This window comes from Bradyrhizobium sp. CCBAU 051011, from assembly GCF_009930815.1.
Lineage (GTDB): Bacteria > Pseudomonadota > Alphaproteobacteria > Rhizobiales > Xanthobacteraceae > Bradyrhizobium.
Genome location: NZ_CP022222.1, coordinates 6,856,490 through 6,883,447, shown reverse-complemented (window position 1 = coordinate 6,883,447; position 26,958 = coordinate 6,856,490). Strand labels below are relative to the sequence as shown.

Below are 26,958 nucleotides of genomic sequence, written 5' to 3'. Positions count from 1 at the left end.
ATTTGAAAATCAAATCGCTTGAACGGAGTCCTTCATTACCGGAGGAGATCGTCGCCAGCCTGACTGGCGCCCTGCACGCGGGTGAGCTTCGGCCAGGCGACCGCTTGCCGTCCGAACAGGCGCTGGCGAACGAGTTCGGGGTTGCGCGGACCGTGGTTCGCGAGGCGATCTCGCAGCTCAAATATGATGGCGTCGTCCAGAGCCGCGTCGGCGTCGGCGCCTTCATCGCGCAGCCGCAGGAGCGGACGGCGTTTCGGATCAGCCCTGCGTGTTTCCAGAAGCGCAAGGAGCTGTTGAAGCTGCTGCGCCTGCGCAACGGCGTCGTGATCGAGGTCGCAGCCGACGCGGCGCTGGCGCGCTCCAACCGGGACATTGTCCGCATGGAGGCGATCCTCAAGGAGATGCGCGAGGCGATCCGCGATCGCGAACGCGGCGCCGAGCGCCATTTCGAGGCCGAGCGCCAGCTGATCCATACCATCGCCAAGGTGGCTGACAATGAGCACGCCCTTAATTTCATCATGATGATCGACGGCCAGATCGCCGAGAAGCTGCGATCGGTCGCCGTCAAGAACACCAAGGCCACCGAGCTCGCCACGGTTGCGATCGAGGAGCAGGCCCGCCTGGTCGAGGCCATCAAGCGTGGCGATGCTGCCGCCGCGCGGGACAAGGCCCGCAAGCATTACGACAAGGCCGCGCGCCGCCTGGCCGATCGCGCCGACCTAGCGGATGTTTAGCCGGTTCTCGCTGGCCCTGCCCCCGTCTTTCCGTAAACCGCGTCCGCCCGCTTCTCGAACGCGGCGGCAAAACGCTGGAACGCGGTATCGAACATCGTCCCCATCAGCATCGCCAGCATCCGGCTCTTGAATTCGTAGGACAGGAAGAATCCGACGTCGCAGTCGGTTTCCGATCGCGGCTCGAACGTCCAGCGGTTTTCCAGATTGCTGAACGGGCCCTTCAAATACTCGACCATGATCTTCAGGTTCGCCCGGTCCAGCGTCACCCGGCTGGTGAAGGATTCCCGCACCAGCTTGAACGACACCGTCATGTCAGCCACCACGATTTCAGTGCCGTCCGGCCTCGCCGTGCGCTGACGGACCCGCAGCGACTGGCACAGCGGCACAAATTCCGGATAGCGCTCGACATCGGCGACCAGATCGAACATCTGCGGCGCGGTGTGATGAACCCGGCGCTTGCTGGAAAAGCGCGGCATCAGTGGATACTCGCCCGGTTCTGTTTGATCGCGATTTTCTTCAGATAGTCGTCCGCCTGCGTCCGATCGGTGAAGCAGACGAGCGATTGATCGGCACGCAGCCCCTGAAAATAGACTAGGAGTTTCGGCCGCTGTCGCTGGCGATAGGTCCAGACATAACGAAAAAACTCGAAGTCGATCCTCTCGGGGCAACCCTCCGCCATCTCCGGGCGGACCTTGCCATAGCTGCCGGCGATCCGCCTCATGATGCCGAGCATGCAGTTCCGGCGCGGCAGGTCGAACCAGATCACGGTGTCACTGATCTCGCGGCGCAGTTCGCCCGCGCCGCTGCTGGTGTAGTTGCCGTCGATGACCCATTGCGGCTGACGCACGACCTCGGCCACGCGCTGCCCGAACTCCGTATTATCTGAGGGAACCCAGCCGGGTTTCCAGTACAACGCATCCAGTGAAACGAAGGGAATGCCTGCGATCTCCGACAGCCGCCGGGCAAATGTCGATTTGCCGGACCCCGACGATCCCATCACAAGAACACGGTGCATTGGTTCAATCCGAGGCTAGCGGCCCCGCGCGACGCGCGCCGCCTGCAGTTTTGCAAAGTCCTCGCCGGCATGGTGCGACGAGCGAGTCAGCGGGCTCGCCGATACCATGAGGAAACCCTTGGTGTAGGCAACCTTCTCGTAGCCTGCGAACTCGTCCGGCGTCACGTAGCGCATCACAGCGTGATGCTTGCGGGTCGGCTGCAGATATTGCCCGATGGTGAGAAAATCGACCTCCGCCGAGCGCAGATCGTCCATCACCTGCAGCACCTCGTGCCGCTCCTCGCCAAGGCCGACCATGATGCCCGACTTGGTGAAAATCGTGGGGTCGATCTCCTTGACCCGCTGCAACAGCCGGATCGAATGGAAATAACGTGCCCCCGGCCGCACGGTGAGATAACGCGCCGGCACGGTCTCCAGATTGTGGTTGAACACGTCGGGTTTTGCCGCCGCCACCACTTCGAGCGCGCCCTCCTTGCGGAGGAAATCAGGCGTGAGAATTTCAATCGTCGTGGTCGGGCAACGGGCGCGGATGGCGCGGATCACTTGCGCAAAATGCTCGGCGCCGCCGTCGGCGAGATCGTCGCGATCGACCGAAGTCACCACGACATGCGTGAGCCCGAGCTTGAAGGTCGCTTCCGCCACATGTTCCGGCTCGGCGGCGTCGAGTGCGCCGGGCATGCCGGTCTTGACGTTGCAAAACGCGCAAGCGCGGGTGCAGGTGTCCCCCATGATCATGAAGGTGGCGTGCTTCTTGTCCCAGCACTCGCCGATATTCGGGCAGCCAGCCTCCTCGCACACCGTGACGAGGCCGTTTTCCTTGACGATCTTGCGGGTGTCGGCATAGCCGCGGGTGTTCGGCGCGCGCACCCGGATCCAGTCCGGCTTCGGCGGCGACAGCGCATCCGGCCGGTTCACCTTTTCGGGGTGACGCGGGCGCACCTGGTTGGCGGAGACGGTATCGACAAGGACGACCATGTTAAGTCCGGAAATGGCAAGAATACTTAGCTAATCCGTGTCGCCTGTAGCTGCAACCCGGTTGCGGAAGACCACGCGCCCCCGGCTCGCGAAACCCGGCAGAACGTGCAAGATAATGACGAATTTCACCCCTTCCGCGAACGATTCTCACCTGAAAATGGTTCAAAGCCCCAAGCCTGCCGACGGCGCCGCCCCCCGACTCGGCAAGCCGCTGAAACGCTCGTTTTTTGGCCGCAGCGTGCACGAGGTCGCGCCCGACCTGATCGGGGCGACGCTGCTGGTCGGCGGCGTCGGCGGCATCATCACCGAGGTCGAGGCCTATCATCACACCGACCCGGCCGCGCATTCCTTCAACGGGCCGACGCCGCGCAACCGGGTGATGTTCGGCCCGCCGGGATTTGCCTATGTCTACCGCTCCTACGGCATCCACTGGTGCGTGAACTTCGTCTGCGAGGCCGAAGGCTCGGCCAGCGCCGTGCTGATCCGCGCGCTTGAGCCGACCCATGGCCTCGCTGCCATGCGCCGCCGCCGCGGCCTGCAGGAGGCGCGCGCGCTGTGCACGGGACCGGGCAAGCTTTGCGAGGCGCTCGGCATCACGATCAAGCATAACGAACTGCCGCTGGACCAGCCGCCGTTTGCGCTGCATGCGCGCGTCAGCAAGGCGGAGACCATCGTCGGTGTCCGGATCGGCATTACAAAAGCAGTCGATCTGCCGTGGCGCTATGGCCTGAAGGGATCGCGGTTCCTGAGCAAGCGGTTTTGACAACGCGGTTTCTCTTTCAGCGTCATTGCGAGCGCAGCGAAGCAATCCATGTCGCCGAGCAAAGAAAGAGTGGATTGCTTCGCTCGCAATGACGTGGATACAGTTTCGCGTTCTCGCGACGTTATTCGCCCGAGGTTTGCATCTGATGCCCTCGTCAAGATGAGAGGGCGCAGGGAATGCCGGGTGCTTGCCGCACCCGCGGTCCCGTGTGCAGTTGCACTTAAGGAAATGCGCACACGAGCATACAGGTACAGCCGGAGCAGTCCGGCATTCCCTGCGCAATGGTTTGACGGCTTATGCCGAGCTCTCCCTGGAGACGGATTCCTCTTGCCTCCATCGCTGACGAATTGACGGTTCGCATGACCCGGTTGGGCGACTGCAAACCTCCGCCAGCTTGACACCAGCCACGGGTGCCAGGACCACACGGTTTTGCCGTACGCAGCTTCCCTCGCCAGAGACTTCAACCGGCCAAGTGCGTGCCGGCCGAAGCAGAAAGCGAAAGCGTTTAAGCGTCGTTCGTCTGCGCGCTGTGTTCGCTCACGGATAACCGCCCTGCGAACACCTTGCGCGCCTGACGCTGCCGCGTCCACCGCAACCCGTCCCAACGTTCGTGACGATGGCCAACGCCCCTCTTCTCGGGACGGGATGGCGGGAATTGTACGGGTGATTTGGGGCGCGCGAGAAGCGGATTATTTTTGCGTTCTCGGCTGGACGGGGCAAATCAGCTTGAAGTTGCTGGAAAAAATCGAATATTGGCGCAGGGGCGAGAGACTTGCGAATTTCAACCAAACAGACAGTAGGCCCGGATGAGATTAGTCCCGCCGCGAGGATAGTCGATCCGCTGAGGGCGCAGCGAGTCCTTGACGGACGCTATTATTTGTCTTTGCTCGACAAAAGCGGAGAGGTTTGTGCCTCCAAAGAACATTATGATTGGGATGCCGTCGTAAAACTTGCTGCGTTTTTCAGAAAGCGATCTGTTGAGCTCGCATGGGCGTGGTGGAAAAAGCGCGATCTTTAGCAAGCAAGTAGCCCGCATGAGCGCAGCGACATGCGGGACAAAGCAAGACCCGGATCTCGCTTACGCTGATCCGGGCTATGCTTCCTGCTCGCTGCTACTTCGCACACCTAGTTGTAGCCGCTGGTGCCGGCCGACGTGCCGCCGAATTGAGAATCGCCGGTGCCGCTCAACGTTGTCGGACCATCCGGATTTCCGTTCGCATTGCCGTAATTCGGATGCAGGACGACGGCTGGAGTGGCATACATGGAGCTTCTGACGAACGGTTGATGATGCGCCGTATTTGCGAATGCATACGTGCTTGAGAGCATTGACGCGGTGACCAACGCTAACATTGCGACTTTCATGGCTCTGTCCTTTCGAGCGGTTATGCAAAGACCGTTACACAACGAACAGGTGGGGTTCGCTCCCCATTGTTTCCATTAAATTCGGGTTTAGTGACGTGCCCTGCCCGGCCGCGATGGCCGCGCCGTGGATTCTGTTGACACTCGCGCGCGCTCCATGGGATGGGCACTAAATCGCGCGAAGTCAGCCGCAGCGTCGCGACCGGCGCTACATGTTGACGCTAACTGATCCGCAGGGCTTGAACGTTTGGAGCGAGCGCCCGTGCAAGCACCCCTCATGTTTCTGGGCGTAGGCAAGCAAGCCCATGATAATCAAGGCCACCACGACCAATCCGGCTACCAGGTTCTGCGCCATGGCTGCCACTCCGGGCATAAACGCTTCCGCTTCTCCGCACAGCCGGCCGACGCGCCCCACGAAAGGGGCGCCGCCCGGCTGCTGTCAGATTGTAACACGGCTGCCGTCGAAGCGCGTGAAGGAGAAGCCGTCGAAGGGCTCTCGGAGGGTGGTGCGCTCGTCCCGCAGCATCCCGATAGCCACTTCCTCGCCGATCGCCATAGAGGCGGAAGCGTCGGAACGCCAGTGGATGCCCGCCCAATTCCGTCCGAAACCGAAATTCACCGCGAGCTTGTTCAACTCTCCACCGACCGTGAGCGACGGGCCGCTGTAGGGTACGAGTTTCGTCGGGTCAGCCGGATCGGGCTGTACCGGGTTGGGGATAACGCGGCTCTCGTCGAAAAACGCCTTCAATATGGTAGCCGCGACGGCACCAACGCCGGTGGCACCGCCGGGATAGGTGGAGTGGAAGGGCGCGGCGTCCGGATAGGTTTGTGACAAAAGATAGGTGCCGTATTTTGCCTTGCTGCGATCGAGGGCTTCCGATTTCAGGAAGTTGTCGTGCAACGGGTAGTCGCTCACGCCATTGGCGAGGCGATGGTGCGCCAGACCGCCATAGGCTTCCGGTCGCACAGCCCGGTGCACGAAATACTTCTGCCAGTAGACCGCGCGGACGGAGTTACTGATCCCCGTGGCGAGCAGTGCCTGCACATAGGGGAACCCGAAGGTGGCAGCCCCGGGGCCCTGGGTTTTCGATTTCCGATACGGGTTCGATGGGTAGGACGCGGGCTCTGTCGGTGGATAGATCCCGGAGTAGCGTTGGTCCGTCCCACCGCCGGGGGTCGCAAGGAGCAGTGTTGCCGCCCACGCAAATGCAGGAGGCGTGCGGACATACTCCGCGAGATCTCTCCCTGTCGTTATGTATCGCGGTGTCGCGTCGAACTGCAGCCTGCGTTTCGATGGAGTGCCGTTCTGGATCGCCAGCCACTCCTCGTATTCGGTCAGGAATTCGCTGGCGGGTAACGTGGTGCGAATTTGAGCACTGATCCACTGTGTGGCATAGGGCACGTCCCGGAGCAGGAATTGCGAGATCAGCGGGCCGTCCAAAACGCCTGGAGGCGTGACGGAGCGGCCCTTCGGGTCAGCCGGGTCGAAATAAAGCGCATTGGCGCGGAACAGCGTACCGGGAGTGACCCGCCCACCAGACTTCGGCCCCCGGAAATCGGCGAGCTTGTTGATTTCCTCGGTTGCTGCGAGCACGTCGCGATTGGAGGTGTCGTCGCGCAACTCGGTAAGCGGAACGTCACGAAGCAGAGCTTGCCAATAGACCTCGACCGCCTCGCCGCCACGCTCCGCGCTTGCAAGCGCCGGTGCCGGCGGTATCGCAATCTGAGTAGGGTTTATGCCGCTGAGACTGACGGCCTGTGTGCCGATGGGATTGACCAGTTTGCGCGTGCCGCCGAGCGAGATTTTCTCGAAATCAGCGGGATCGCCCGACTGGCAAGCGGCATAGAGCGCCTGCCATGCAGCTTGTTCCACTTCGCCGCGTTTGTCGTGCGGCAGGCCCCGTGTATCGGAACCGATCTTGTTGGTGTAGCGCGCCTCATCGCCATTCGCGGGGTGGGGCGGGATGGTAATTTTCTCGTTGTTGCTCGCGCAGGCCGCTCGGACCTCGAAAGCGCGGCGCTTGAACGCCGCGTCGAGGGGCCGCGCCTCCACGCTCACGCCCACGCCCACAGTCTGCGCCGCGGCCGGGGCTACTCCGGGCATGCCCGGCGGCGACGTCAACACGGCGGCGCCAACAGCGATGCCGGCCCCGCCGAGCAGCGAGCGGCGAGTGACCGCGGTGGTCGTCGGCAGGGCCGGCGATGCCAGGTCGGATTCAATCGAAATGGTGGGGTGGTGGTCGGCCATGGAGAGTTCCTCCCTCGCAGGCAAATCCAGGATTGCGCCGGAGCCTTCCACTCTCTTGTGCGCCTGTCCTAGACGCGAAATGATGCAATCAGAAGGAAGCAAGAGGAGATTGACGCAGATCAATAAGTGAGTCGTGCGGACCAATCGGCAGAAGCGGTCCACCGGCTGCCGATCGCGCTGGCCAAGCAAGCCCGGCATCGTCGCAGGCGTCCGCTTCGGAACCACCAAAGCGTTCGACTTGCCGTGGCGCTACGACGTGAACGACTCAAAGTTCCCGAGCAAGCTTCTTCGGTTCGAGTCGAACTGGCAACGATCCAGCAACGACGCGCTTCGCTTTTTCAACCATCGCAACATCGACTCAATCCTGTCACGACACGCCCACGTTGAACGCGTAAGTGTGGCCTGCTGCTTCGTTTTGCGCGAGTGAAGTGCTCACAATTGTACCGCGTCGAATGCGTGAACACGCGGCGTGATGCGCAAACCACGGAGCCACCAAACAGCAAAAACTTCAAAAGAAAAGAGCTGTGCGATGGCGGGCGTGTTTCCTGTTCAGGGATTTGGCTTCCTCTCCAACTACAATGGTGCATTCGTCGCCAGTTCCGCGTTCGCCGCCATGGAGGCGATCGCGAGCACCTGCAAACTCGATCGAGCTCGCGCCGCGGCTCTTTATGCAGACCAGGACGTCGAATGATGTCTCCGCGGATCCCAACAAGACCGAGAGCGACGCCAACATTCTTCAGGCTGCGGCAAATGCAAGGGCGATCGGGCTTTCGGTTACGTTGAAGCCCATGGTTTCAGCTCTCGATGGTACGCTCGCCTACGCACTTGTTCCGAGCGATCCCGCCGCCTTCTTTGCTTCCTACAAGGAGGAAATGGTCCACATGGCTGAAATCGCCGAGCAAGCCGGCGTGACCATGCTCTCGATCGGCAATGAACTCGGCAAGCTCTCCGGACCCCAGTATCGAAGCTACTGGGTCGACCTCATCGATTCCATACGTGCCGTGTTCCACGGCGAGATCACCTATGCCGCCGCAACCGACGAAGCCATCAATGTGAGCTTTTGGGACAAGGTTGATGTCATCGGAATCAACGCTTATCCGCCGCTGACGACGACAACCGATCCAACTGTCGAGGAGATGGTCAACGCATGGAACAGCATGTCGACGGACGACTATTGGGCGAAGGTGATGAATCACATGTCGCCGGTCGATTTCTTCCATTCCCTCGCCTTGCAGTACGACAAGCAGGTGTTCTTCACTGAAACCGGCTATCGCAGTGTCGACGGAACCAATATCCGCCCAGGCGGCTGGGCCGAAGGCACGACGCAGGACGTCCAGGAGCAACATGACGCCTTCAGTGCCTTCTTTCAGGTGTGGGGATCGGAAGGCGGAAGCTGGTTCAGGGGCGCGTCGATCTGGAACTGGGATACGAACAACAAATACTCGCCGATCGGCTACTCGCCGCAAGGCAAGCCTGCGCAGGAGTTGATTACTGAATGGTACGGAGGTCAGCACCAGCCGCCTGGCCAGACGCTAACGGGTTCTCCGTCCGCCGATCTGATGGATGTCGGCGGCGGCAATGACGTGCTGTCCGGCGGCGTGGGCAACGACACGATCAAGGCGGACGGGGGCGACGACACCATTACCGGCGGCCCCGATACAATTCCCAAACTCGCGGAAACGTCAGTTACGGTGACGGGTTACAGCTCCGTCGTTGACGGCGTCGGCGCCAGGATGCAGGTCCTGATTAACGGGCAGCAGGTCGGCAACACAGTCGAATTCCACGGCGCGACCGATGCGTCGGGTTTCCAGACCTTCTCCTTCACGTTCACCAACCCGGCTACCGTCTCGAGTCTCGATCTCGCTTTCATCAACGATATCGCCACCGCCGACGGCGACCGAAACCTCTATATCAAGGACATCACCGTCAACGGCGAGCATCTTGCCGTTTCCGACGCTGTCAATCCAAGCTCGCCGGGGACCTGGAACCTCTATCAGAACAAGTCCATCCACTATGACATGACCGGTCACCAGGACCTGTTCTTCGGCTCGTCGACCGATGATGACAGCCTTGACGGAGGCGCAGGCAAGGACGTGATCAACGGCGGTGCCGGGACGGACCTGATCCAGGGCGGCGCGGGCAACGATGCCATCAACGGCGGCCCCGGCGCGGATGCGATCCACGGCGGGGCGGACGACGACACGATCAACAGCGGCGCCGGCATCACCACGGCAACGGATCAGCTCTATGGCGACGATGGCAACGACATCATCAAGGCCAGCGCCGGCGACACCGGCGCCCTGCTCGACGGCGGCAGCGGCAAGGACCAGCTCTATGGCAGCGGCGCCGCCAACGTCATGAATGGCGGTGACGGCAACGACTATCTCTCCGGCGGCGGCGGACTGGATACGATGCACGGCAACGCCGGTGACGACCAGATAAAAGGCGGCACCGCGGCAACCCAGATGTTCGGGGACGACGGCAATGACAGCCTGCAGGGCGGTACCAGCAGCGAGTTCCTGTATGGTGGCGGCGGCAACGACCGGCTGACCGGCGGCGGCGGAAACGATTATCTGGCCGGCGGTGCCGGCAATGACACGTTTGTGTTCGCCCCTGGATTCGGCAACGACACCATTGCCGACTTCCAGAACACCGATGGCGTGCAGGACATCATTCAGTTCGACAAGACAGTGTTTGCGGACTTCAGCGCGCTGCAGTCGCACATGGCCGAGGTTGGCACCAGTGTCGTGATCACCGTTGACGCCAACAACACGATCGAGATCAAGAACACAACGCTGAGCCAGCTCCACGCCAGCGATTTTCTGTTCGTCTGAGGTCCACCGAAAGCAAGCAAGCAGCCTGCATGCCCTACTCCGCTCGATGGCACACCGCCTCGACCTTGTTGCCGTCGGGGTCGCGCAGGAACGCGCCGTAATAGGCGGGGTGGTAGTGGCGGAGGCCCGGCGGGCCGTCATCGGTGCCGCCGGCGGCGATGCCGGCGCGCCAGAAGGCGTCGACCTCGGCTCGCGATTTGGCCTTGAAGCACCAGTGGCGGCTGGTGGCCTCGTCCGGCCTCTCGCCCCTGTAGATCGCGATGTAGACGCGGTCCGGATACTGCGCGTCGGCGCGTTCGCCGTAGCCGAGCCAACGGTCGCTGCGGCCGACCTTGACGACGTCGAGCGCGGCCATGATCGCGTCGTAGAAGCGTTCGGCGGCGGCGAAATCGGATACGGTGATGGAGACGTGGTCGAGCATCGATCAGGTCCTCGATGATGACTCAAGCTATCGCAGCCGTCATTGCGAGGAGCGTAAGCGACGAAGCAATCCACCTCTCCGCGTGTCGCGCTATGGATTGCTTCGCTTCGCTCGCAATGACGCGGATAGGTCGGCGCCTTGCTTCAGAACGCCAGTTTCAGCCGCTCCAGCGCTTCCTGCAGTTTTGCCTTGCGCGCCACTGCCGCTTCGCGCTTTTCCTTTTCTTCCTCGACGATCTCTTCGGGTGCGTTGGCCACGAACTTCTCGTTGGAAAGCTTGGCGTCGACGCGCTTGATGTCGGCGTCGGCCTTGACGATTTCCTTGTCGAGCCGGGTCTTTTCGGCCGAGAGGTCGATCACGCCCTTGAGCGGCAGCGCCACCACCTCGCCGCGCACCAGCAACTGCACCGCGCCTTCCGGCGGGCGATCGGCGAACGAAATATCCGACAGCCGCGCCAATCGCTTGACGATGTCGTTCCAGCGCTGCGCGCGCTCCTTGGTCTCCGCAGAAGCACCCGACAGCACCACCGGGATCAACGTCGCCGGCGGGATGTTCATTTCCGACTTCACCGAGCGGATGGCGGTGACGAGGTCGACCACCCAGCCGATCTCGGCTTCGGCGGCAGGATCGCTGAAATCGCCGGCGTCGAGCGCGGCCATGACAGGCGCGATCAGGGGATCGCCGGGGCCTGCCATCGCCATCGAAGCGATCTGTTCTTCGCTCACCGCGCTCGCCTTGCGCGGCCACTCGGCCAGCACCAGCAGGCCGTCGCGCCTGGCCGTTACCGCCCAGAGCTCTTCGGTGATGAAGGGCATGAACGGGTGCAGCAGCTTGAGGATCTCGTCGCGCGCCCAGGCGATCATGGCGCGGGTCTCGGCCTTGGCCGCCCCCTCCTCGCCCATCAGCAAGGGCTTTGCGAGTTCGACATACCAGTCACAATAGACGTTCCAGACGAAGCGGTAGATCGCATTCGCCGCGTCGTTGAAGCGATAGGCCTCGATCGCCTCGGTCACCTCGCGCGTGGCGCGCGAGGTTTCGTGCGCGATCCAGCGGTTCAACGTTTCCTTCGCCGCCGTCGGCTCGAAGCGGTCGGGCTTGTCGCAGCCGTTCATCTCGGCGAAGCGGCAGGCATTCCACAGCTTTGTCGCAAAATTTCGGTTGGTCTCGACCAGTTGCGGCGAGAGCTTGATGTCGTGGTTATGCGCGGCACCGCGCGCCAGCGCAAAGCGCAGCGCGTCGGCGCCAAAATCGTCGATGACGCCGAGGGGATCGATGACGTTGCCTTTCGACTTCGACATCTTCGCGCCCTTCTCGTCACGGACGAGACGGTGGATGTAGACGGTCGAGAACGGCGCCTCCTTCATGAAGTGCAAGCCCATCATCATCATCCGCGCCACCCAGAAGAAGATGATGTCCCATCCCGTGACGAGCACGTTGGTCGGGTAATAGCGCTTCACTTCGCTCGTTTCATCCGGCCAGCCGAGCGTCGAGAACGGCCACAGGCCTGATGAGAACCAGGTGTCGAGCACGTCCTCGTCTCGCGTGATGAATCCCTCGCGCTTGGCAGGATCCTGGGCCATCTCGCGCCCCTGCTCCGGCGTGATGACTTCCTGCTCGACGTAATAGCCGAGCGCGTTGCCGACGGCTTCCTCTTCGGTCTCGGCGACGAACACCTTGCCGTCGGGCCCGTACCACGCCGGAATCTGATGGCCCCACCAGAGCTGGCGCGAGATGCACCAGGGCTGGATGTTCTCCATCCACTCGAAATAGGTCTTCTCCCAGTTCTTCGGCACGAAGCTGGTCGCGCCCGAGCGCACCGCCGCGATCGCCGGCTGTGCCATGGTCTTGGCGTCGACATACCACTGGTCAGTCAGATAGGGCTCGAGCACTGTACCGGAGCGGTCGCCATGCGGCACCATGTGCGTGTTCGGCTCGATCTTCTCCAGGAAGCCGAAATCCTCCAGCCGGGTCACGAGCTTCTTGCGCGCGGCGAAGCGTTCGACGCTGTTCAATTCTTCGGCCAGTTGCTCCGAACCTTCCGGCAAGCCGCGCAAATAATCCTCGTTGCCCACGAGGTTCATGCAGCCTTCCTGATCAAACACGTTGATCCGCGGCAGGCTATGCCGCTTGCCGACCTCGAAGTCGTTGAAGTCGTGCGCCGGCGTGATCTTGACCGCGCCCGACCCCTTCTCGGGATCGGCGTAGTCGTCTCCGACGATCGGGATACGGCGGCCGACCAGCGGCAGGATCACATGCTGGCCGATCAGATGCCCGATCCGCTCGTTGTCCGGATGGACCGCAACGGCGGTGTCGCCGAGCATCGTCTCGGGTCGCGTCGTCGCCACGACGACAAAAGTCGAGGGGTCGTCGGGGCTAAATGTCTTGCCCTCGATCGGATAGCGCAGGTACCAGAGACTGCCCTTGACCTCGATCTGCTGCACTTCGAGGTCGGAGACCGCGGTGAGCAGTTTCGTATCCCAGTTCACCAGCCGCTTGTCTTTGTAGATCAACCCTGCGCGGTGCAACTCGACGAACACCTTCACGACTGCCCGCGAGAGGCCCTCGTCCATGGTAAAACGCTCGCGTGACCAGTCGCAGGAAGCGCCGAGACGCTTGAGCTGATTGACGATGGTATCGCCACTCTCCGCCTTCCACTGCCAGACGCGTTCGAGGAATTTGGCGCGGCCGAGGTCGCGGCGGCCCGGCTCCTGCCGTTCCATCAATTGCCGCTCGACCACCATCTGGGTCGCGATGCCGGCATGGTCGGTGCCGGGCTGCCACAGCACGTCGCGACCGCGCATCCGCTCGAAGCGGCAGAGGATGTCCTGCAGCGTGTTGTTCAGCGCGTGGCCCATATGCAGCGAGCCCGTCACGTTCGGCGGCGGGATCACGATGGTGAACGGCGCGGCATCCTTCCGTTCCGGGCGGCCGGCCATGAACGCGCCGCTCTCCTCCCAGATCCGGGACATGCGGCTTTCGATATCGGCGGGCTGGTAGTTTTTCTCGATCATGACAATGCAGTTGGGGTGCTGGGGGCGCGCTCTCGAGCAAGCCGTCGCCGGTCCGCCGAGAGAATACGCATCAAAACAACGTGGTAGCGCCGGGTTCTGATGTGATCGCGCCGGACGGCCCCTAGAAAGCCGCGACAGCGCCTCAAGTCAACCAGACAAGTCAATTTGGGGGCGGCGGGACGCTGCGGCAACGCCCGGCCAGACTGGTGAATAAGACGTTGGCGCCGCTCCGCCGGGGCGCCCTTGGGAGTCCCAAGTCTTGTGTGCAACAAGTCTTGGGTCAAACAAGCCCTGGTTCTAGGACTTGGAACTAGCGCCCGCGCGAAACCCGCTCGATCTCGGCCTTGACGATTCGCTCCACCAGGCCCGGCAGATTGTCATCCAGCCAGGACTTCAGCATCGGCCGCAGCATTTCCTTGACCAGATCTTCCAGTGTTCGCGCGTTGTTGCTCAGCACGGTATTGGCCAGGGAATTGAAGGCGGACTCGACGGCGGAAACGGTTGAACGCGACAAGATCGCCGGCCCAGGTGGTGAGTTGTCGAACGGCGGCTCGTGGACCGGCTGCCTGGCCCTGCGGGCCTCGCTGAATTCGATGTCGTCCGCCGGCTCGATCTTGTTGAACGACGACGCCGGCGGCGGCGTCGGATCAGGCAACGCCATCTCGTCGGTAAGCTCGAACACGTCGGCCTCGGGCTGCGGCGCCGGCCTGATATCGGCCTCGGGCGTCGCCGCATCGAGGCTCGCCAGCATCGCGTCAATGTCATCCTGGTTGTTGCTGGCGGCCGGTTCGGGCGGTGGCGGGGCTGGCGCGGGCTTGGGCGCCGCCGGCTTGGGAGCAATCGCCGAGGGCGGAATGTCCTTCATCACCGGCTTCGGTGCCGGCGCGGCTGCGGCCTCCGGCTTGGCGGCCGCAGGCTTCGCCTCGTCGTCGGCAATGATGCGACGGATCGACGCCAGAATCTCCTCCATCGAGGGCTCTTGGACCTTTGCAGGTTGCGTCATTTCCGACTCCACATCGAAACCATTTTATACCAAAGCCACGGAGGAATTGCCGGTTCCGGAATGCAGGCCGGGATATTCATCGCAGAAGCCTGACTTGTCCCCAGATCAAGCCCACCCGCTGCACCGCGCGGGGGACTGCTCCCCTCAAAATGCAACCCGACGCGCGTCCGTGCGATGCAAGGACGCGAGCCGCGAATCGCTCAGCTCGCCCCGGAAACGGTACGTCATGGCCACAAATGATTGCAAGCAAAGCGCCCGGCGCTTCAGGCGCCGGGCGACGATTTCATCCCGCCTGTGCGGAAATTGACTCGGAGATCAGCGGCCGTCGGGCGTGCGCACGCCCGCCCAGCTATCGCGCACCTGATGATAGTGCACGCTCGGATCGTAGACCGTGGTCGGCAGGTTGAGCACCTGCGGCGACAGCCGTCCGATCTGGCTCAGCACGGAGTACGACGCCACCACGCGATCGTGCTGCGCGGTGACGAGCGCGACGCGCGCATTCACCAGTGCCTGCTGAGCGTTGAGCACGTCGAGCGTGGTGCGCTGTCCGGCCTTGGCTTCCTCGCGCACGCCATTGAGCGCAATTTCCGATGCCTGTACCTGCGATTGGGCGGAGGCGACCTGCGCCTTGCCGGCAACGAGCTGCCCCCATGCCGTGACCACGTTGGCGCGGGTCTGATCCCGGGTCTGGTCCAGAACGAGGCGCTGCTGTGCCACCGTTTCCTTGGACTGGCGGATCAGCGAATATTCGGCGCCGCCCTGATAGATCGGAACGTTGAGCTGCGTAGTCACGGATGCACCGAACGAACGGTACTGGATCAGGCTCTGCTCATAAGACTGCTGAACCGCTGCCTGAAGCGTGACGGTCGGCAAGAGCGCGCCTTCCGCCACCTTGACCTGGAGGTAGCTGACGTCGATGCCGAACATCGCCGCGGTGACGTTCGGATTTTGCAACAGGCCGAGTTCGACGGCGGCCGGCAGTGTCGCCGGCAGGAAGCGGTCGACCGGTGAGCCCGGCGCCAGGTTTTGCGGCTCGTTGCCGATGATGCGACGGAAATTCGAGCGCGTCGTGTTGAGGTTGGCTTCTGCGGTGAGGAGCTGCGTTTTGCCCGCGGCGAGCTGGGCTTCCGATTGCGCAACGTCGGTGCGCGTCACTTCGCCGACATTGAAGCGGTCGCGCGTCTGTTTCAGCGTCTGCTCGAGCACGCGAACGTTGCTCTTCTGCACCTCGACGATCGCGGAGTCGCGCAAATAGTCCATGTAAATTGTGGCCGCCTGAAGCAGCACGGTCTGTTCGAGCACCCTCAAGCCTTCGCGGGCGCCGGAAACCTGGCTCTCCGCCGCCCTCGTCCGGTTCGCGGTCTGCTGGCCGTTGAAGAGGGTCTGCGTGATGGTGGCGCCGACGCTGCGCGGCGGATTGGTGCCGTTTATTGGGGGAGGCCTCCCGACATTGAGATCGCCGGTCTGGGTAAGGCTGTCAGTGTATTGGACGCCCGCGCTCGCGGTGACCGCGACTCTCGGGCGGTAGCCCGACAGCGCCTGCGGCACGTTCTCGTCGGTGATGCGCACCTGCGCGCGCTGCGCGTTGAGCTGCGGATTGTTTTGATAGGCGCGCACCAGCGCTGCCTCAATCGTGTCGGCCAATACGGGCGTCGAGCCCATGCACACTAATAGAAGGGCCGAAGCTGCAGCTCCGGCAAATTCCTTCACCCCACGCATCCCAAGCAATCCGATCTATTTTTGGTCGCCCGGCCAGTGAGCATGGTCCCACATGATCCTTAACCGAACGTCGCTTCATTCGAAGTGAGTCCCAGCTCACCTTAGTCCGCACGTAAGCCCGACGGAACTACTCCGGAAGTATAGACCGTCGAAACTCTTCACGTGGGGCAATCCGGCCACACTTCTGATTTCGAAGAGGATTTAGCCGGCCGCCAAGGGCGAATATTGGGCGTGGAAGGGGCTGAAAGACTAGAAAACGAAGGCTGGAACGAGTTCCATGCCGGGCAGCACCGGGGCAGCGGCATCGAACAGCGTCCGGTGACCGAAATCGCCGTGCGAACAGGTCACGATGGTAGCCCGTGCAGGCCGCGACGTCGCAAAAACGCCGACCAATCGGCCGCCGCTGCGCAATTGCCCGTAGAGCTGCTCCGGCACGATCTCGGTTGCGCCGTTAAGCACGATCACATCATAAGGCGCGCTCGCGGGATCTCCATCCGCCGTCGCCGCGGTCCGGACCGCGACGTGTCCACAGCCATTGCCGGCCAGAATCGTCTGCGCCTTTGCCGCCAGCGCCGAATCGCTCTCCGTCGCGCTCACCTGGGGAGCGAATCGGGCGATCACGGCGGCGGCATATCCGGTGGCGCAGCCGACCACCAGGACGCGGTCGCTCTCCTTGATCTCGGCCGCCTGCAGCATCTTCGCCAGCACGGCGGGCTTGATCAGGTAGCGCTTGGCTGAGCCGCCTTCGCTGACGTCGAGATCGAGGTCCAGATAGGCCAGCGCCCGCTTGTTCTCGGGAACGAAGGCCTCACGCGGCACAGCCAGCATGGCATCGATGATTCGGATATCGGTCACGTCGCTCGGACGCACCTGACCATCGACCATATTCTGGCGCGCGGCCGCAAAACCGGACATAGGCTAAGACCCTGAAAGCATGCGGCGTTACCGCAAGAGAACTGGAACCGAGAGCTGAAAGCCCGGCCATCTTTGGTACAAGCTCCGGCAAAACGCAACATGCGCCCGGCTGCGGCCGGGTTATCCGCGGGCGAAGCGGAAAGCCGCCTATTCGACCGTGACCGCGAGCCGCGCGATCAGCCGCGCGACTTCGTCCAAATGGTCCGTATCGTGCGCTTCGTCGTGCGCTTCAATGGCCTGGGCGAGCCGAAGCAGGCATTCGTCGTCGCTCATGGCGGGAATGTCGCTCGGAACGATCGAAGGCCCCGCTCGCATCAGGTCGGTTGCAATGGCTGGCATCGAATCAGCTCCCTTGAAACCCGGTACCCCGGAAAGACTCCGGCCCGATTGAGTCGAATTGGCGGCCCAATCCATGACGCCTGGGGATGACGGAATTGCACGAGATTGGTTCCGCTGCCCGCCCCCGGATGCCTAAAATGCCGACAAATCATTGTCGCGCAGCAACTTCCGGCCCGCTTCAAGCAAATGCGCTGGCCGCGATTTGGTCCTTTGCAAGCCCGGAAGGCTTTGTTATACGCTCCCCGCTCGCGAACCTTTGGTTCGCCTATTCCTCGGTAGCTCAGCGGTAGAGCATTCGACTGTTAATCGAATGGTCGCTGGTTCGAATCCAGCCCGGGGAGCCAAAAGGCTATATTTTACAGCAATTTATTAAGTTAGATCCGCCAGCAGCTTCAGCCGGCCGTCTCGGGGCAACACTGCGGGCAACATCCGGCACATTTCAACGCCAAGCATTTTTCCATGCCTGAATTTGCCGGCATCGCGATCGCGGTTTGCGTCGCGCTCTCCTTCGCAATCCGACTGACGCTACGAAAGTACTTCCCGCCGGATACTTGACCTTGAACAGAGGCGCCAACCTCGCTTTCGATCTCACCTTCACCGGAAGTGGCAACTATCAAGTGTGGCGAGTAGATATTGTCCGGCTCGCCACGTTCGTTGACCCACCAACGACTTCTCAGGATGAGGCTCTCAACGAGGTAGGGGTAGTTCCTTGTTTGCACATTAGCAGGCGGCTCGATCACACGAGCGGCGATCCCTGAAACGTGAGCCGGTAGACCTTCCCCACCATTAGGCTCGATCCGCGCCGCAGATCGCCGCAGACCCAGTCGGCTTCTCTAAAAAATAAGCGCTAGACTGTCACTCGTGTGCGCCGCTCATCAAAGGTCCCTCGGAGTTTCGAGATGTCAGGCGCGATCCGCCGCAGTGAAGCTCATTGCGGGGATTCCGTAGACTTGTCGATCTGGGGCCGAAGGCGAAGAAATCGCTCTCAGCGATGCAATATGATGCCGGAGCAGCCCACCACCTGTCGGTCAAGAAAGAGCGAAATGACGCTTAGCGACAATCATTGTTCGCGTCCTTTCTTGGCAGGTTGTTGCGGATTGGGCGGCGCTGCCGCATTCGATCCTCGGAGGCTATCCACGCGAGCGGAAAGCCCACCCACCTGTTCCGACAGCAACTTCCGCCCGCCCTGCTCCGCTGATAGCTGCCGCTGGAGACCGCTGATCTGTTCCGCGACCCGTTGCTGTTCTGCCCGCAGCTCTTGGATCATTTGCTGGAGATTGGCCACAGCTTCTCTAGCCGTCTTGTCGGCAATCTCTGCAGCCGCAGACAGTTCAGCCTTGGGCCGAACAACAGCTTCTTGCGAGTTGTCGTATCCAATACGATTGCTGGCCCAAAGCACTGCACCGATGGCAACCGCGAGAAGAAGAATCCACGGCAATATTCGGCGTGGTCGTCTTGGCTCGCTGCTAACACGATTACTTGGGGTGAAGTCGCTCATCTAGTTAGTAAACCGACAGCGATCGATTCGTTCCCCTCACTACGAGCCGGTAATTGGCGCGGCCTGCCCTGCGTCAGATGGGTGCGCACCCTTCGGAACGTAGCCTGACAGGTCGTCCCTTAGCGGGATACGAAAGAGGTCCGCGCTTCGCCTGTCTTCTATCCCGGCTATCCCGGCCGCGAAATTAGAGTCCGCCGATCTCGCGGAGCCCCCCAGCTCAACCGCGCGCTGGGCTGACCGCCAAAAACGTAGTTAGAACCAGCTCATATACAGGCAGAATCCAACCCACCCGATAACGGCGGCGATGGCCGCAATGTTCAAGTCTCGTTGTGACATTCACTTACGGCCTCGCTGACGGCCTGCCGGACGCTCTGCGCGCGGATCTCGGCTCCCACGATCTGACCGCCGCAGATTAACTCTCGCGATTTGGTGCCCATGGCCGATCATTAAAGCGCCACCGGCTCGGCCTCGCAATCCACGAGAGCTAGGGGTAATCACGCCGGACCGCTTCTTCTTGGTCAAGCCAGCCGTCGCTACCGTCCGGAAAAAGTTACAATCGCTGGAACTCCCGGCAGGGCGAGGCGTCGAATCCTCACTTCCGGCCGATGTCCCCAGGCCGGAAGAAGACCTGCCAAAGGTGGCGGCACCAGGTCGAATTCCTGGGGCCGTTTAGAGTTCGCTGGATGGTGGAATGGCCCTGCACTTCAGCCGCGTTGCTCCCGCGACAGTGGAGCTAGAGATTTGGAGCGCGAGTGAACTCGGCTACTCGTTTGTAATCAGCAATGAGAGTAGGAATGGCCCTGGGCTCCATGGGCAGCCCGGCTTTGTAGCTTCTTGGCGCCCCATCAATTTCAACAGGACGGCCATCAGGTTGGGCGGATCACCCTTTAAGACGTTCGCCGAAGCCCAGAATGCCTGTGAGGCCATGCTCGCGCACCTGACCCAATAACTTCGGATCTGGTGTAGCCCTTGCCAGCCCAGCCGCGTCACTGGCTACCGGGCTAAGCGAACACAAGTTGCCATGCAACCTCACGACATTTAATTTGGGAAATTAAAAGCTCCACACTTGACTACCTATATAATATCTGAAAAGGTTCTATTAAATAAAATTGATATTAAAAACGAGGCGTCTTACTATGAGCAGGACATTTAAATTATTGGCCGCAGGTTTGCTCGCCGGTCTCGTGCATTCACCGGCAAATGCAGCGCTCGTGAGCTTCACCGGTGACGGCAATTTTTCCAGCATCTCGAATTGCAACGGCGGCAGCCCCGGCTGCTCCATCACCAATAACAACAACGTGCTCAAAATGTCTGGCGCGGCGAATAACAACAAGCCGAGCACGCTGACCATCACCGATATCACCGGCAACATCACGACAAACAAGGACGATTACGTCATCGGCAAGATCACCTGGGTGAATCTTGCGACCTACAACACCGACCAGAACTTCAACGTCAAATACACTTTCACCCTGAACTTCACCTCGCCGGGCAGCTCATCTGATTTTCAGGAGTTCAACCTGAACATCCAGCAGACGACCAACCCGTCGCCTGACAACGTGTTCAACATCAGCCAGACGCTGCTCAACAACCTTGGTCCGTTCACCCTCAATGGCGTTACGGTGTCCGACATCCACTTCGCTGAATATGGTGATGGATGGTACGACAAATACACCGACAAATGGACGAACCCCGAGGGCAAGACGTCGACGCTCAAAATCCTGGCGGACTTCACCTTCGAAACAGCCGCGCCTCCGGTCCCGGAACCCTCGACCTGGGCGATGATGATCCTCGGTTTTGCGGGCGTCGGCTTCATGGCCTATCGCCGCAAGCGCAGCGGCAGCGCGCTCACCGCGGCCTGATCGCTCGCGCGGAAGGCAATTCGAAAGCCGCCCTGCTCCGGGCGGCTTTTTCTTTGTCGGCTCTTCCTATTGCGCCGCAATGGCAGCAATGAACAGCGCGCAAGCGGCCGTGGACGCGACCGTCCGCACGTGGTTCCAAAACGTCCAGTCCGTCAGATAGCGCGCCCACAGCGAAGCGGCCTCCTGACTTGCGGGATCGGCCGCGGCAAGCGCGTTGTTCAGCGGCACGTTGAAGGTCATCGTGACGACGAACATGCCGAGCACGTAGAGCACGCCGCCGACCAGCATCGCTATTGCGCCCGGCTCACCCCAGCGCAACAGCGCCATCACCGCCAGCGCGGCGCTCGTTGCCGTCGTTGCCAGAAACACCGGCAGGAACAGCGACTGCACGATGACGGCATTGATCGCATTCATCGCGGCGATGCCAGCGGCCTGTCCGATACGGTCGAACGCCGTCATGATGAAAGTCGAGAACGCAAAGTAGAGCCCGGCGAGCAGGCCGCAGCCGATGGCGGAGAACCACAGCAAGCCGGTGATCAACATCTGCAGCATGATCAAGTCCTCCACACACCGGTCGCGGCGGTCCGGCTTGCATAGTCGGAAAAGTCCCGCGCCGGACGGCCGAGCGCCTGCTCGACGCCATGCGCGACATCAGAATTGCGGCCGTCGAGCACGACGGTAAACAGCTCCAGCATCAGCTCGATGACGTCGTCAGGCACATGGGGCCGCATGGCGGCGGCAAACTCCTGCGGTGCGACCTGCCGGTACTGCACCGGCCGCCCCGCGGCCTGGGCGATCTCGGCAACCGCTTGCGCAAACGTCAGCGCGCGCGGTCCCGTCACCTCATAGAGCTTGCCGGCATGGCGCGGGTCAGTCAGCGCCGCGACTACGACCTCGGCGATGTCGTCGGCGTCGATGAACGGTTCGGGCACGGCGCCCGCCGGCAGTGCGATCTCGCCGGCCAGCACGCCGTCAAGCAGATAGCCTTCGGAAAAGTTCTGGTTGAACCAGCTTGCGCGCACGATGGTCCAGGGCACGCCGGACTGCTGCAGCGCCGCCTCCGCCCGCTGCGCGCCAGGCTCGCCGCGACCCGACAATAGGACGACGCGCTCGAGACCGTTCTCGCGCGCCAGCCGGCCGACCTCCGCGATCGCCTCGGCGGCGCCTTCGACCGAAAGATCCGGCTGATAGGTGACATAGGCCATCGCGGCGCCAGAAAGCGCGGCCGGCCATGTCTCGGGCCGGGTCCAGTCGAACGGCACAGGCGTCGAGCGCGACACCGCCCGGGTCGGGATGCCGCGCGACTGCAGCAGCGCATTGACGCGCGCACCGGTCTTGCCCGCGCCGCCGATGATCAGAATCGGGAGTTCCGACATGAGAAATCCTTTCAGGACACAACACGAGAATATCTCGTATTTGCAAAATCCGATAAACTCTCGTATTGGTAACGTCAAGTCGCTTTTATGTGAGAGGGCCGATGCCGCGGGCGAAAGCTGGACAGAAAACAACAGCTGAGGCTGCGCCTGCGTTGGCACGCCTGGTCCCGACCCAGCAGCGCAGCCGCGAGCGGTTCGAAAAGATCCTCGCATGTGCTGCGGAGCTGATGGCGGAGAAAGGCAGCGAAGCCTTCCGCATGAGCGACGTCGTCGAACGCAGCGGAGTGCCGTTCGGCTCGCTCTATCAGTACTTTCCGGACAAGACGGCGATCATCGGCACGCTGGCGGAGCGCTACAACGCGGTCGGCCGCGACTGCGTCCGGCGCGACCTCGCCGTGGTCAGGGCTGCCCGCGATCTGCATCCGGCCTTATGCCGCATTACCGACAGCTACTACCGGATGTTCATGGACGTGCCTGTCATGCGCGACATCTGGCAGGCGACGCAGGCCGACCGCGCCCTGCAGAAACTTGACGAGGAAGACGGCGCCTATCTTGCCGGGCTGCTCGGCGAGGCGCTGCGGCGGATCGCGCCCGACGCGCCCGCATCCGCACTGGCCTCGTTTTCCCAACTGATGATGACGCTGATCGCTGCGACCGTCCGCCACGCCATCACGCAGGAGGCGAAGGAAGCCGCCCGCATCCTCACTCTGTTCAAGCGGATGCTGCCGAAGAATCTCGCCGCGCTGGAGGCGTGAGGCGCACCCTCACCGCTCGAACACCGCCGCGCAGGCCGAACTCAGGCTCGCCTTTTGCCGGCGCAGGCAGGCGGTGATCGCCCGCGCATTGGGAATTTCGCCGGCGCAGAGCCGGTAGACGTCCGGCGCACAGGCCCTGCGCTGTTCCGGCGTGCCCTGCTGGGCATGGACTGAGCCGCTCGCCATCAACACCAGCAGGAAACCGAGCGTCGAAGCCCGGCGGGAACGACGAAAGAGTGCTGCACTTCGCGCAAACCTTGCCTTCATGACCGCGCCTCCTGGATTGCACCCGCCTCTGACAAGGCGGGCGTCATCCAGCCGGATACGCGAACTAAATTTTGCAAAATGTGATTTTTCTCACACGCGCCTCGCGTGCGAGAAGCCTAGGGTTCGCGCGGGGAACTCAACATTTCATTAACCAGCCTTGCCGCGGCCGCCGAATCGTTAAAATTCGAGCGATCTGCTCAATCTGGAAACAAACTTGTTTTGCGACCGTCGCCCTCTGGAACCCCGGAGCGCGCGATGAGCGAAGTTGAATACAATTTGCTGCTGGAAGCCGTTCAGACGGCGATCGCGCCAGCACCGGAGGATGATTTCGTGGTCCAGACTCAGCGCTCTTATCCGTCGCCGCGCGCCGCCAACGACAACCGGACCCTCTGGCCGCTGGTTCCGTTCCCTGAGGGCTGGCAGGCCGCCTACTGAAACGGCACGGCTGGCCTTGCGGCGGCCTCATATAATCGGTCTAAGTCATTGATTATATGGATGGAGGCCACGACCAGAATTGAACTGGTGTACACGGTTTTGCAGACCGTTGCGTAACCACTCCGCCACGTGGCCCCATCGGGGCGGATCAATACAGGCGATCAATCACTTAGGCAACCTGCCTCTACGCCTCTCCCAAAGTTCTGAAATTCTGATCCGTCGCATTTTTAAACTCGCGGGCGGTCTGGCGTGGCACCGTCCACAAGATCAGGTTCAGTGGCATCCTAAACTAAACCTGTGGCCTGCTACCGGCTGCTCGCGAAGGAGCGCGAGTGGGCTAATTAATCGGCACCTGCGCACTTGAAGGCGAGCGGCCGGTTAGGCCTCAGCGTTCCCAATCTAGTCAGCCGAATAAACCAATGTCTGATTGAGAACAGACGAAGTCTGGTTTCTGTAGCTCTCACGCTGACTTAGCTGGATGAGGGCCAATGCCACGCTACTACTTCGACTTTCGAGACGGAGACGATCTATCATTTGATGAAGAAGGAATGGAGCTATCGAGCATCGCGTCTGTCCAGGAAGAGGCCGCGAAAACCTTAGCAGAAATGGCCGGGGATTCAGTGCGCTCCCCAAAATACGATGGCAGCAAAAACCGTCGAATGGCGGTCGAGGTCAGAAACGAGGGTGGCCCTGTCCTGCAAGTGACATTCACATTCGAGGTCGCCAGGTACCTGAGCTGATTGCCTGAACGAGAGAAGGGCCTCAAGCGGCGCCGCCGAGCCCCTCCTTGGGCTGAGGTAAACCGCCCGCCCTCGCTTGCGCAGCGCAACGCACCTCAGTCGGCGGAGGTATCGCCGAGGCGATTGTTCCTAAGCCCAAGCTTGGCAGTCCTTGCGCGGATGCCTCCGACGGTGCGCTTCATTTCCAGCGCAATGGCCCTCGGCGGCTTGCCGCTGCCGATCAACAATCGCAGCAGCGCATCGTCTTCCGCGGTCCATTCAGCGCCGCTCAGTTGGAAGCGCTCCTCGCGGCTCGCTTCCCTGGTTGGCGCAGCAAACCGCTGCCAACCCAGCGTCTCCCGGAAAATGACGACGAAAGCAATCCAGAGAACGATGGCGCGTCCCTCCGACAGGGCGGCCGCTTTGAGATGTTCTGCGCCGAAGGTCGCCGGCCGCAAGGTGTCCAGAGCGGGCCAGATGTCGCCGGCGATCAAATTGATGAAATAGACATACAGCGACACGAACGGGCCGGAGATAATGGCGCCGATGGCCGCGACCAGCCAAAGCGGCAGTCTTCCCTGAACGCGCTTGCTCACCAATTGGGTGGCGAGGCCGGCCAGCCACCAGGGAACAAGGGCGAGCGAGAGAACATAGGCGGTCGCGCCGGCGGCTCCCATGATGACCGCATACGGTCCGAGAACGGCCGACAGCATCGCCAGCACGAACGGAACGGCGCAGAAGAAGACAAGATCGATCCCGGCCTGCTTCGACAGGCGCAACTGCGCAGCCAATTCCATCCCGGTGCTCCCGCTTGCATCAACGTTAGTCATAGTGGGAGCGAAAGAAGGGAGCAACTCTCAGACCCTTCAATTGCCGACCCGCTCTATTGCCTGGAGCCGCCGCCGTCCGCTGTCGTGATCGAGCGAGCGGCGCAATTGCTCCTCCAGTTCGTCCAGCAGGAAGAAGCTGACGTCGTCGACGGAGCCGCGCCCCTTGGCGAAGGGCTGTTCGAGCAGCCGGATCAGGTACAGGACGTAGACGAACATATAGGTGATGAACCCAAACAACAGGGCGGCCGCCGGATCGCCTTCTGTCTTCAGGAGAAGCAGCAGGATGATGATGGACAACACCAGCGTCTGCACCAGGACGTGCACCGACGGCACGAACTCGACGCGCTGTATGGTGTAGATCCGTAGCAGCGCGCGGCGGATCGCATCCTGGTTGGCGCGGAGGCGAACGACGAAATTCGCGGCCATGCCCATGCCCTCCAGCCTTCCGAGGATAGGCGTCAGCCTGCCAAGCTCGGCGAGCACGGGGGAAATGTTCTTGTGGTCGTAGGCGTGGCCGAGGCCGTCACGCAGCTTTTCGATCACTCCGAGGAGGATCAGCCGCGCTTCCCTGAGATTGAAGCGCTCGTTGGTCGGCGCGAAGCATTCCAGATCGCCGTCGATTGCTTCGATCGCGGTGCGCAGCACCGTCGGAATTTGCTCGGCTTCCTTGTAGTCCTTGAGAATGCTCGACAGCAGGAAGCCGATGATGAAGATGGCGCCGCCGATGCCGCTCGTCACCAGGCCGTTGAGATCGAGGAATTCGAACTCGAAGTAGTGAACCATCGCCTTGACGCTACCCAGCACCAGCACGACGGCACCGACCGTGAAGAACAGGCGAAATTTCTTCCGGAGGCTGAGTTCGGTGCCACCGAAAGGAAGATGCGAAGAGATCTTAGACGGCAAAGCGTGAATATTCTTTCCCTGGAGAACGAAAGCAGAGACGGTTCCGTCCGTTCCAATCCAGCATTTGCGGGGCGAATCCGTGGACTTCGAAGACGGCTATCCACCGCTTCGTCATCTCAAGCCCTGTAGATCGGTGCTGAAGACGGCCGTGCCCAGCCGCTGGATTACAGATGCATATGGCCCCAGATAATCGTTAAGCCCGCAAATGGCTCCCGGTTTCCGGTCGCGGCGTTTGGCGACATATCGCCACAATGGCGCGTTGGGCGCAGCCTCAGGCCGCCGTGGGCGGCTTGTTTTATCGGCGTGAACAGCCGGTACGCCGTTAGAATATCCAGCTAATGGCCGCGACGACGAATGGCGCGACCACCAGCAGGACCGGCCAAAGCCGGAACATCAGGCCGCGAGACTACTGCCCGCCGCGATTTTCTTTTTGAGCGCTTCACAGACGGTACGGACTTCGGACGTCATCAAGGAGCAATCCTCGATCTGCAGGAAGTAGCGCTTGCCTTCCTCGCGATAGTTCGCCGCCAACTCCCTGATCTCGGTCACCATGGCGTGAACGCCCGCGACCATCGCCTCACATTTCTTGGCGGCCTCGGACAGTTCAGCGCCGAGCGCTTCGATCTCTTTTACTGCCGCGTCGTATTCGCGGACCACGGCTTCGGCCGATAGTTTGCCGACCTGATTAACCCCTTCCCTGTGCTCGACGTAGTCGGGCATCGGGCCCTTCGGCAACGGATGATCGTAGCCGTCAGACGCTCCTCCGATCACCGGGCCTCGGCGGGTTCTATGGATGATGTTGCCGATTTCCCCTTCAAGTTCATCAGCGTCGAGTAATGGAGAACGCGTGAGAATTTCTGTGCTTAAAGTCATCGACTATCGCTCCAAATTGTTACGCGGAGGGTGACGAACTTAGCATCGTCAAGAGCGGTGTCACCATTGTCCACAGCCGTTTCTGGGCAAACAAGGGGTAGCTA

General features: G+C 61.7%; 26 protein-coding genes and 2 tRNA genes. 9 read left to right on the top strand and 19 right to left on the bottom strand.

The features are described 5' to 3' along the window. Window positions 1–2 precede the first annotated feature (2 nt). A complete protein-coding gene (locus ACH79_RS32395) occupies window positions 3–734 on the top strand; it encodes a FadR/GntR family transcriptional regulator (RefSeq protein WP_161854574.1) in 732 nt (243 codons plus the stop codon). Here the strand turns inward: ACH79_RS32395 and ACH79_RS32390 are convergent. The 3 genes from ACH79_RS32390 to lipA are packed head-to-tail and all read right to left on the bottom strand — an operon-like array spanning window position 731 to window position 2,724. Further along, window positions 731–1,210: a type II toxin-antitoxin system RatA family toxin gene (locus ACH79_RS32390; RefSeq protein WP_161854573.1), complete on the bottom strand. Its 480-nt coding sequence runs from the start codon at window positions 1,208–1,210 to the stop codon at window positions 731–733. The genes ACH79_RS32395 and ACH79_RS32390 overlap by 4 nt on opposite strands. Then, window positions 1,210–1,749, bottom strand: coding sequence for a DNA topology modulation protein (locus ACH79_RS32385; RefSeq protein ID WP_161854572.1), 540 nt, complete (start codon window positions 1,747–1,749; stop codon window positions 1,210–1,212). The genes ACH79_RS32390 and ACH79_RS32385 overlap by 1 nt, the downstream gene beginning before the upstream one ends. Before the next feature lie 15 nt (window positions 1,750–1,764). Further along, entirely contained in the window at window positions 1,765–2,724 is a 960-nt protein-coding gene (lipA, locus tag ACH79_RS32380) for a lipoyl synthase (RefSeq protein ID WP_161854571.1), read from the bottom strand. A gap of 157 nt (window positions 2,725–2,881) precedes the next feature. Between lipA and ACH79_RS32375 the strand changes: the two genes are divergently transcribed. Next, window positions 2,882–3,487 carry a DNA-3-methyladenine glycosylase gene (locus tag ACH79_RS32375; RefSeq protein ID WP_161854570.1) on the top strand — a complete coding sequence of 202 codons (606 nt, stop codon included), beginning with the start codon at window positions 2,882–2,884 and terminating at the stop codon, window positions 3,485–3,487. A 1,125-nt stretch (window positions 3,488–4,612) separates the two neighbouring features. Here ACH79_RS32375 and ACH79_RS32370 read toward each other — a convergent pair. Together ACH79_RS32370 and ACH79_RS32365 are read right to left on the bottom strand one after the other, a co-directional pair. Next, on the bottom strand, window positions 4,613–4,849 hold the full coding sequence (locus tag ACH79_RS32370) for a hypothetical protein (protein ID WP_161854569.1): 237 nt from the start codon (window positions 4,847–4,849) through the stop codon (window positions 4,613–4,615). A 436-nt stretch (window positions 4,850–5,285) separates the two neighbouring features. Further along, window positions 5,286–7,292: a vanadium-dependent haloperoxidase gene (locus ACH79_RS32365; RefSeq protein WP_246738220.1), complete on the bottom strand. Its 2,007-nt coding sequence runs from the start codon at window positions 7,290–7,292 to the stop codon at window positions 5,286–5,288. A gap of 331 nt (window positions 7,293–7,623) precedes the next feature. Here ACH79_RS32365 and ACH79_RS44405 point away from each other — a divergent pair, with 331 nt between their 5' ends. Continuing rightward, complete coding sequence (locus ACH79_RS44405; RefSeq protein ID WP_246738219.1) at window positions 7,624–7,785, top strand: hypothetical protein; 162 nt, start codon at window positions 7,624–7,626, stop codon at window positions 7,783–7,785. Continuing rightward, entirely contained in the window at window positions 7,763–9,928 is a 2,166-nt protein-coding gene (locus ACH79_RS32360; RefSeq protein WP_246738218.1) for a carbohydrate-binding domain-containing protein, read from the top strand. The genes ACH79_RS44405 and ACH79_RS32360 overlap by 23 nt, the downstream gene beginning before the upstream one ends. A 34-nt stretch (window positions 9,929–9,962) precedes the next feature. On the opposite strand, the gene ACH79_RS32355 is transcribed toward ACH79_RS32360, so the two are convergent. From ACH79_RS32355 to ACH79_RS32330, 6 genes are all read right to left on the bottom strand, one after another. Further along, window positions 9,963–10,349 (bottom strand): VOC family protein, encoded by a 387-nt coding sequence (locus tag ACH79_RS32355; RefSeq protein ID WP_161854568.1) that lies wholly within the window; start codon window positions 10,347–10,349, stop codon window positions 9,963–9,965. A gap of 143 nt (window positions 10,350–10,492) precedes the next feature. Then, window positions 10,493–13,360, bottom strand: coding sequence for a valine--tRNA ligase (locus ACH79_RS32350; protein ID WP_161854567.1), 2,868 nt, complete (start codon window positions 13,358–13,360; stop codon window positions 10,493–10,495). 310 nt (window positions 13,361–13,670) lie between these two features. Beyond that, on the bottom strand, window positions 13,671–14,363 hold the full coding sequence (locus tag ACH79_RS32345; RefSeq protein ID WP_161854566.1) for a PopZ family protein: 693 nt from the start codon (window positions 14,361–14,363) through the stop codon (window positions 13,671–13,673). A 315-nt stretch (window positions 14,364–14,678) separates the two neighbouring features. After that, window positions 14,679–16,082: a TolC family outer membrane protein gene (locus tag ACH79_RS32340; RefSeq protein ID WP_161854565.1), complete on the bottom strand. Its 1,404-nt coding sequence runs from the start codon at window positions 16,080–16,082 to the stop codon at window positions 14,679–14,681. A gap of 249 nt (window positions 16,083–16,331) precedes the next feature. Next, entirely contained in the window at window positions 16,332–16,997 is a 666-nt protein-coding gene (locus tag ACH79_RS32335; RefSeq protein WP_161854564.1) for a protein-L-isoaspartate O-methyltransferase, read from the bottom strand. A gap of 147 nt (window positions 16,998–17,144) precedes the next feature. Next, window positions 17,145–17,336, bottom strand: coding sequence for a hypothetical protein (locus ACH79_RS32330; RefSeq protein ID WP_161854563.1), 192 nt, complete (start codon window positions 17,334–17,336; stop codon window positions 17,145–17,147). 269 nt (window positions 17,337–17,605) lie between these two features. Between ACH79_RS32330 and ACH79_RS32325 the strand changes: the two genes are divergently transcribed. Continuing rightward, window positions 17,606–17,680, top strand: a tRNA-Asn gene (locus ACH79_RS32325). Window positions 17,681–18,396: 716 nt separating this feature from the next. On the opposite strand, the gene ACH79_RS32320 is transcribed toward ACH79_RS32325, so the two are convergent. Continuing rightward, window positions 18,397–18,834 carry a hypothetical protein gene (locus ACH79_RS32320; protein ID WP_161854562.1) on the bottom strand — a complete coding sequence of 146 codons (438 nt, stop codon included), beginning with the start codon at window positions 18,832–18,834 and terminating at the stop codon, window positions 18,397–18,399. A 1,136-nt stretch (window positions 18,835–19,970) separates the two neighbouring features. Here ACH79_RS32320 and ACH79_RS32315 point away from each other — a divergent pair. Further along, the gene (locus ACH79_RS32315) at window positions 19,971–20,696 is read left to right on the top strand and encodes a choice-of-anchor K domain-containing protein (RefSeq protein ID WP_202639088.1); all 726 of its coding nucleotides are present in this window, start codon (window positions 19,971–19,973) and stop codon (window positions 20,694–20,696) included. Window positions 20,697–20,762: 66 nt separating this feature from the next. On the opposite strand, the gene ACH79_RS32310 is transcribed toward ACH79_RS32315, so the two are convergent. Beyond that, complete coding sequence (locus ACH79_RS32310; protein ID WP_161854561.1) at window positions 20,763–21,248, bottom strand: DUF1772 domain-containing protein; 486 nt, start codon at window positions 21,246–21,248, stop codon at window positions 20,763–20,765. A gap of 2 nt (window positions 21,249–21,250) precedes the next feature. Then, window positions 21,251–22,072, bottom strand: coding sequence for an NmrA family NAD(P)-binding protein (locus tag ACH79_RS32305; RefSeq protein WP_161854560.1), 822 nt, complete (start codon window positions 22,070–22,072; stop codon window positions 21,251–21,253). A 101-nt stretch (window positions 22,073–22,173) separates the two neighbouring features. Between ACH79_RS32305 and ACH79_RS32300 the strand changes: the two genes are divergently transcribed. Continuing rightward, window positions 22,174–22,827 carry a TetR/AcrR family transcriptional regulator gene (locus ACH79_RS32300; RefSeq protein ID WP_161854559.1) on the top strand — a complete coding sequence of 218 codons (654 nt, stop codon included), beginning with the start codon at window positions 22,174–22,176 and terminating at the stop codon, window positions 22,825–22,827. Window positions 22,828–22,836: 9 nt separating this feature from the next. On the opposite strand, the gene ACH79_RS32295 is transcribed toward ACH79_RS32300, so the two are convergent. Further along, a complete protein-coding gene (locus tag ACH79_RS32295; RefSeq protein ID WP_161854558.1) occupies window positions 22,837–23,094 on the bottom strand; it encodes a hypothetical protein in 258 nt (85 codons plus the stop codon). Window positions 23,095–23,349: 255 nt separating this feature from the next. On the opposite strand from ACH79_RS32295, the gene ACH79_RS32290 reads away from it, so the two are divergent. Beyond that, window positions 23,350–23,529 carry a hypothetical protein gene (locus ACH79_RS32290; RefSeq protein WP_161854557.1) on the top strand — a complete coding sequence of 60 codons (180 nt, stop codon included), beginning with the start codon at window positions 23,350–23,352 and terminating at the stop codon, window positions 23,527–23,529. Between the two features lie 61 nt (window positions 23,530–23,590). Here the strand turns inward: ACH79_RS32290 and ACH79_RS32285 are convergent. Then, window positions 23,591–23,664 (bottom strand) — tRNA-Cys (locus tag ACH79_RS32285). A 353-nt stretch (window positions 23,665–24,017) separates the two neighbouring features. Between ACH79_RS32285 and ACH79_RS32280 the strand changes: the two genes are divergently transcribed. Further along, on the top strand, window positions 24,018–24,269 hold the full coding sequence (locus ACH79_RS32280; RefSeq protein ID WP_161854556.1) for a hypothetical protein: 252 nt from the start codon (window positions 24,018–24,020) through the stop codon (window positions 24,267–24,269). A gap of 95 nt (window positions 24,270–24,364) precedes the next feature. Here ACH79_RS32280 and ACH79_RS32275 read toward each other — a convergent pair whose 3' ends face one another. The 3 genes from ACH79_RS32275 to ACH79_RS32265 form a co-directional block, all read right to left on the bottom strand. After that, window positions 24,365–25,045 carry a hypothetical protein gene (locus tag ACH79_RS32275; RefSeq protein ID WP_161854555.1) on the bottom strand — a complete coding sequence of 227 codons (681 nt, stop codon included), beginning with the start codon at window positions 25,043–25,045 and terminating at the stop codon, window positions 24,365–24,367. A gap of 69 nt (window positions 25,046–25,114) precedes the next feature. Then, window positions 25,115–25,981: a hypothetical protein gene (locus ACH79_RS32270; RefSeq protein WP_161854554.1), complete on the bottom strand. Its 867-nt coding sequence runs from the start codon at window positions 25,979–25,981 to the stop codon at window positions 25,115–25,117. Between the two features lie 393 nt (window positions 25,982–26,374). Next, window positions 26,375–26,854: a hypothetical protein gene (locus ACH79_RS32265; RefSeq protein WP_202639087.1), complete on the bottom strand. Its 480-nt coding sequence runs from the start codon at window positions 26,852–26,854 to the stop codon at window positions 26,375–26,377. Window positions 26,855–26,958: the final 104 nt, after the last annotated feature.

Bases quoted from the DNA above. Each gene is read 5' to 3' on its own strand.
- ACH79_RS32315 (WP_202639088.1), top strand. From the start codon at position 19,971: ATGAGCAGGACATTTAAATTATTGGCCGCAGGTTTGCTCGCCGGTCTC.
- ACH79_RS32290 (WP_161854557.1), top strand. From the start codon at position 23,350: ATGAGCGAAGTTGAATACAATTTGCTGCTGGAAGCCGTTCAGACGGCG.
- ACH79_RS32340 (WP_161854565.1), bottom strand. From the start codon at position 16,082: ATGCGTGGGGTGAAGGAATTTGCCGGAGCTGCAGCTTCGGCCCTTCTA.
- ACH79_RS32335 (WP_161854564.1), bottom strand. From the start codon at position 16,997: ATGTCCGGTTTTGCGGCCGCGCGCCAGAATATGGTCGATGGTCAGGTG.
- ACH79_RS32385 (WP_161854572.1), bottom strand. From the start codon at position 1,749: ATGCACCGTGTTCTTGTGATGGGATCGTCGGGGTCCGGCAAATCGACA.
- ACH79_RS32345 (WP_161854566.1), bottom strand. From the start codon at position 14,363: ATGACGCAACCTGCAAAGGTCCAAGAGCCCTCGATGGAGGAGATTCTG.
- ACH79_RS32265 (WP_202639087.1), bottom strand. From the start codon at position 26,854: ATGACTTTAAGCACAGAAATTCTCACGCGTTCTCCATTACTCGACGCT.
- ACH79_RS32320 (WP_161854562.1), bottom strand. From the start codon at position 18,834: ATGAGCGACTTCACCCCAAGTAATCGTGTTAGCAGCGAGCCAAGACGA.
- ACH79_RS32355 (WP_161854568.1), bottom strand. From the start codon at position 10,349: ATGCTCGACCACGTCTCCATCACCGTATCCGATTTCGCCGCCGCCGAA.
- ACH79_RS32375 (WP_161854570.1), top strand. From the start codon at position 2,882: ATGGTTCAAAGCCCCAAGCCTGCCGACGGCGCCGCCCCCCGACTCGGC.
- ACH79_RS32330 (WP_161854563.1), bottom strand. From the start codon at position 17,336: ATGCCAGCCATTGCAACCGACCTGATGCGAGCGGGGCCTTCGATCGTT.
- ACH79_RS32310 (WP_161854561.1), bottom strand. From the start codon at position 21,248: ATGCTGCAGATGTTGATCACCGGCTTGCTGTGGTTCTCCGCCATCGGC.
- ACH79_RS32280 (WP_161854556.1), top strand. From the start codon at position 24,018: ATGCCACGCTACTACTTCGACTTTCGAGACGGAGACGATCTATCATTT.
- ACH79_RS44405 (WP_246738219.1), top strand. From the start codon at position 7,624: ATGGCGGGCGTGTTTCCTGTTCAGGGATTTGGCTTCCTCTCCAACTAC.
- ACH79_RS32300 (WP_161854559.1), top strand. From the start codon at position 22,174: ATGCCGCGGGCGAAAGCTGGACAGAAAACAACAGCTGAGGCTGCGCCT.
- ACH79_RS32370 (WP_161854569.1), bottom strand. From the start codon at position 4,849: ATGAAAGTCGCAATGTTAGCGTTGGTCACCGCGTCAATGCTCTCAAGC.
- ACH79_RS32360 (WP_246738218.1), top strand. From the start codon at position 7,763: ATGCAGACCAGGACGTCGAATGATGTCTCCGCGGATCCCAACAAGACC.
- ACH79_RS32275 (WP_161854555.1), bottom strand. From the start codon at position 25,045: ATGGAATTGGCTGCGCAGTTGCGCCTGTCGAAGCAGGCCGGGATCGAT.
- ACH79_RS32350 (WP_161854567.1), bottom strand. From the start codon at position 13,360: ATGATCGAGAAAAACTACCAGCCCGCCGATATCGAAAGCCGCATGTCC.
- ACH79_RS32365 (WP_246738220.1), bottom strand. From the start codon at position 7,292: ATGCCGGGCTTGCTTGGCCAGCGCGATCGGCAGCCGGTGGACCGCTTC.
- ACH79_RS32305 (WP_161854560.1), bottom strand. From the start codon at position 22,072: ATGTCGGAACTCCCGATTCTGATCATCGGCGGCGCGGGCAAGACCGGT.
- ACH79_RS32390 (WP_161854573.1), bottom strand. From the start codon at position 1,210: ATGCCGCGCTTTTCCAGCAAGCGCCGGGTTCATCACACCGCGCCGCAG.
- lipA (WP_161854571.1), bottom strand. From the start codon at position 2,724: ATGGTCGTCCTTGTCGATACCGTCTCCGCCAACCAGGTGCGCCCGCGT.
- ACH79_RS32295 (WP_161854558.1), bottom strand. From the start codon at position 23,094: ATGAAGGCAAGGTTTGCGCGAAGTGCAGCACTCTTTCGTCGTTCCCGC.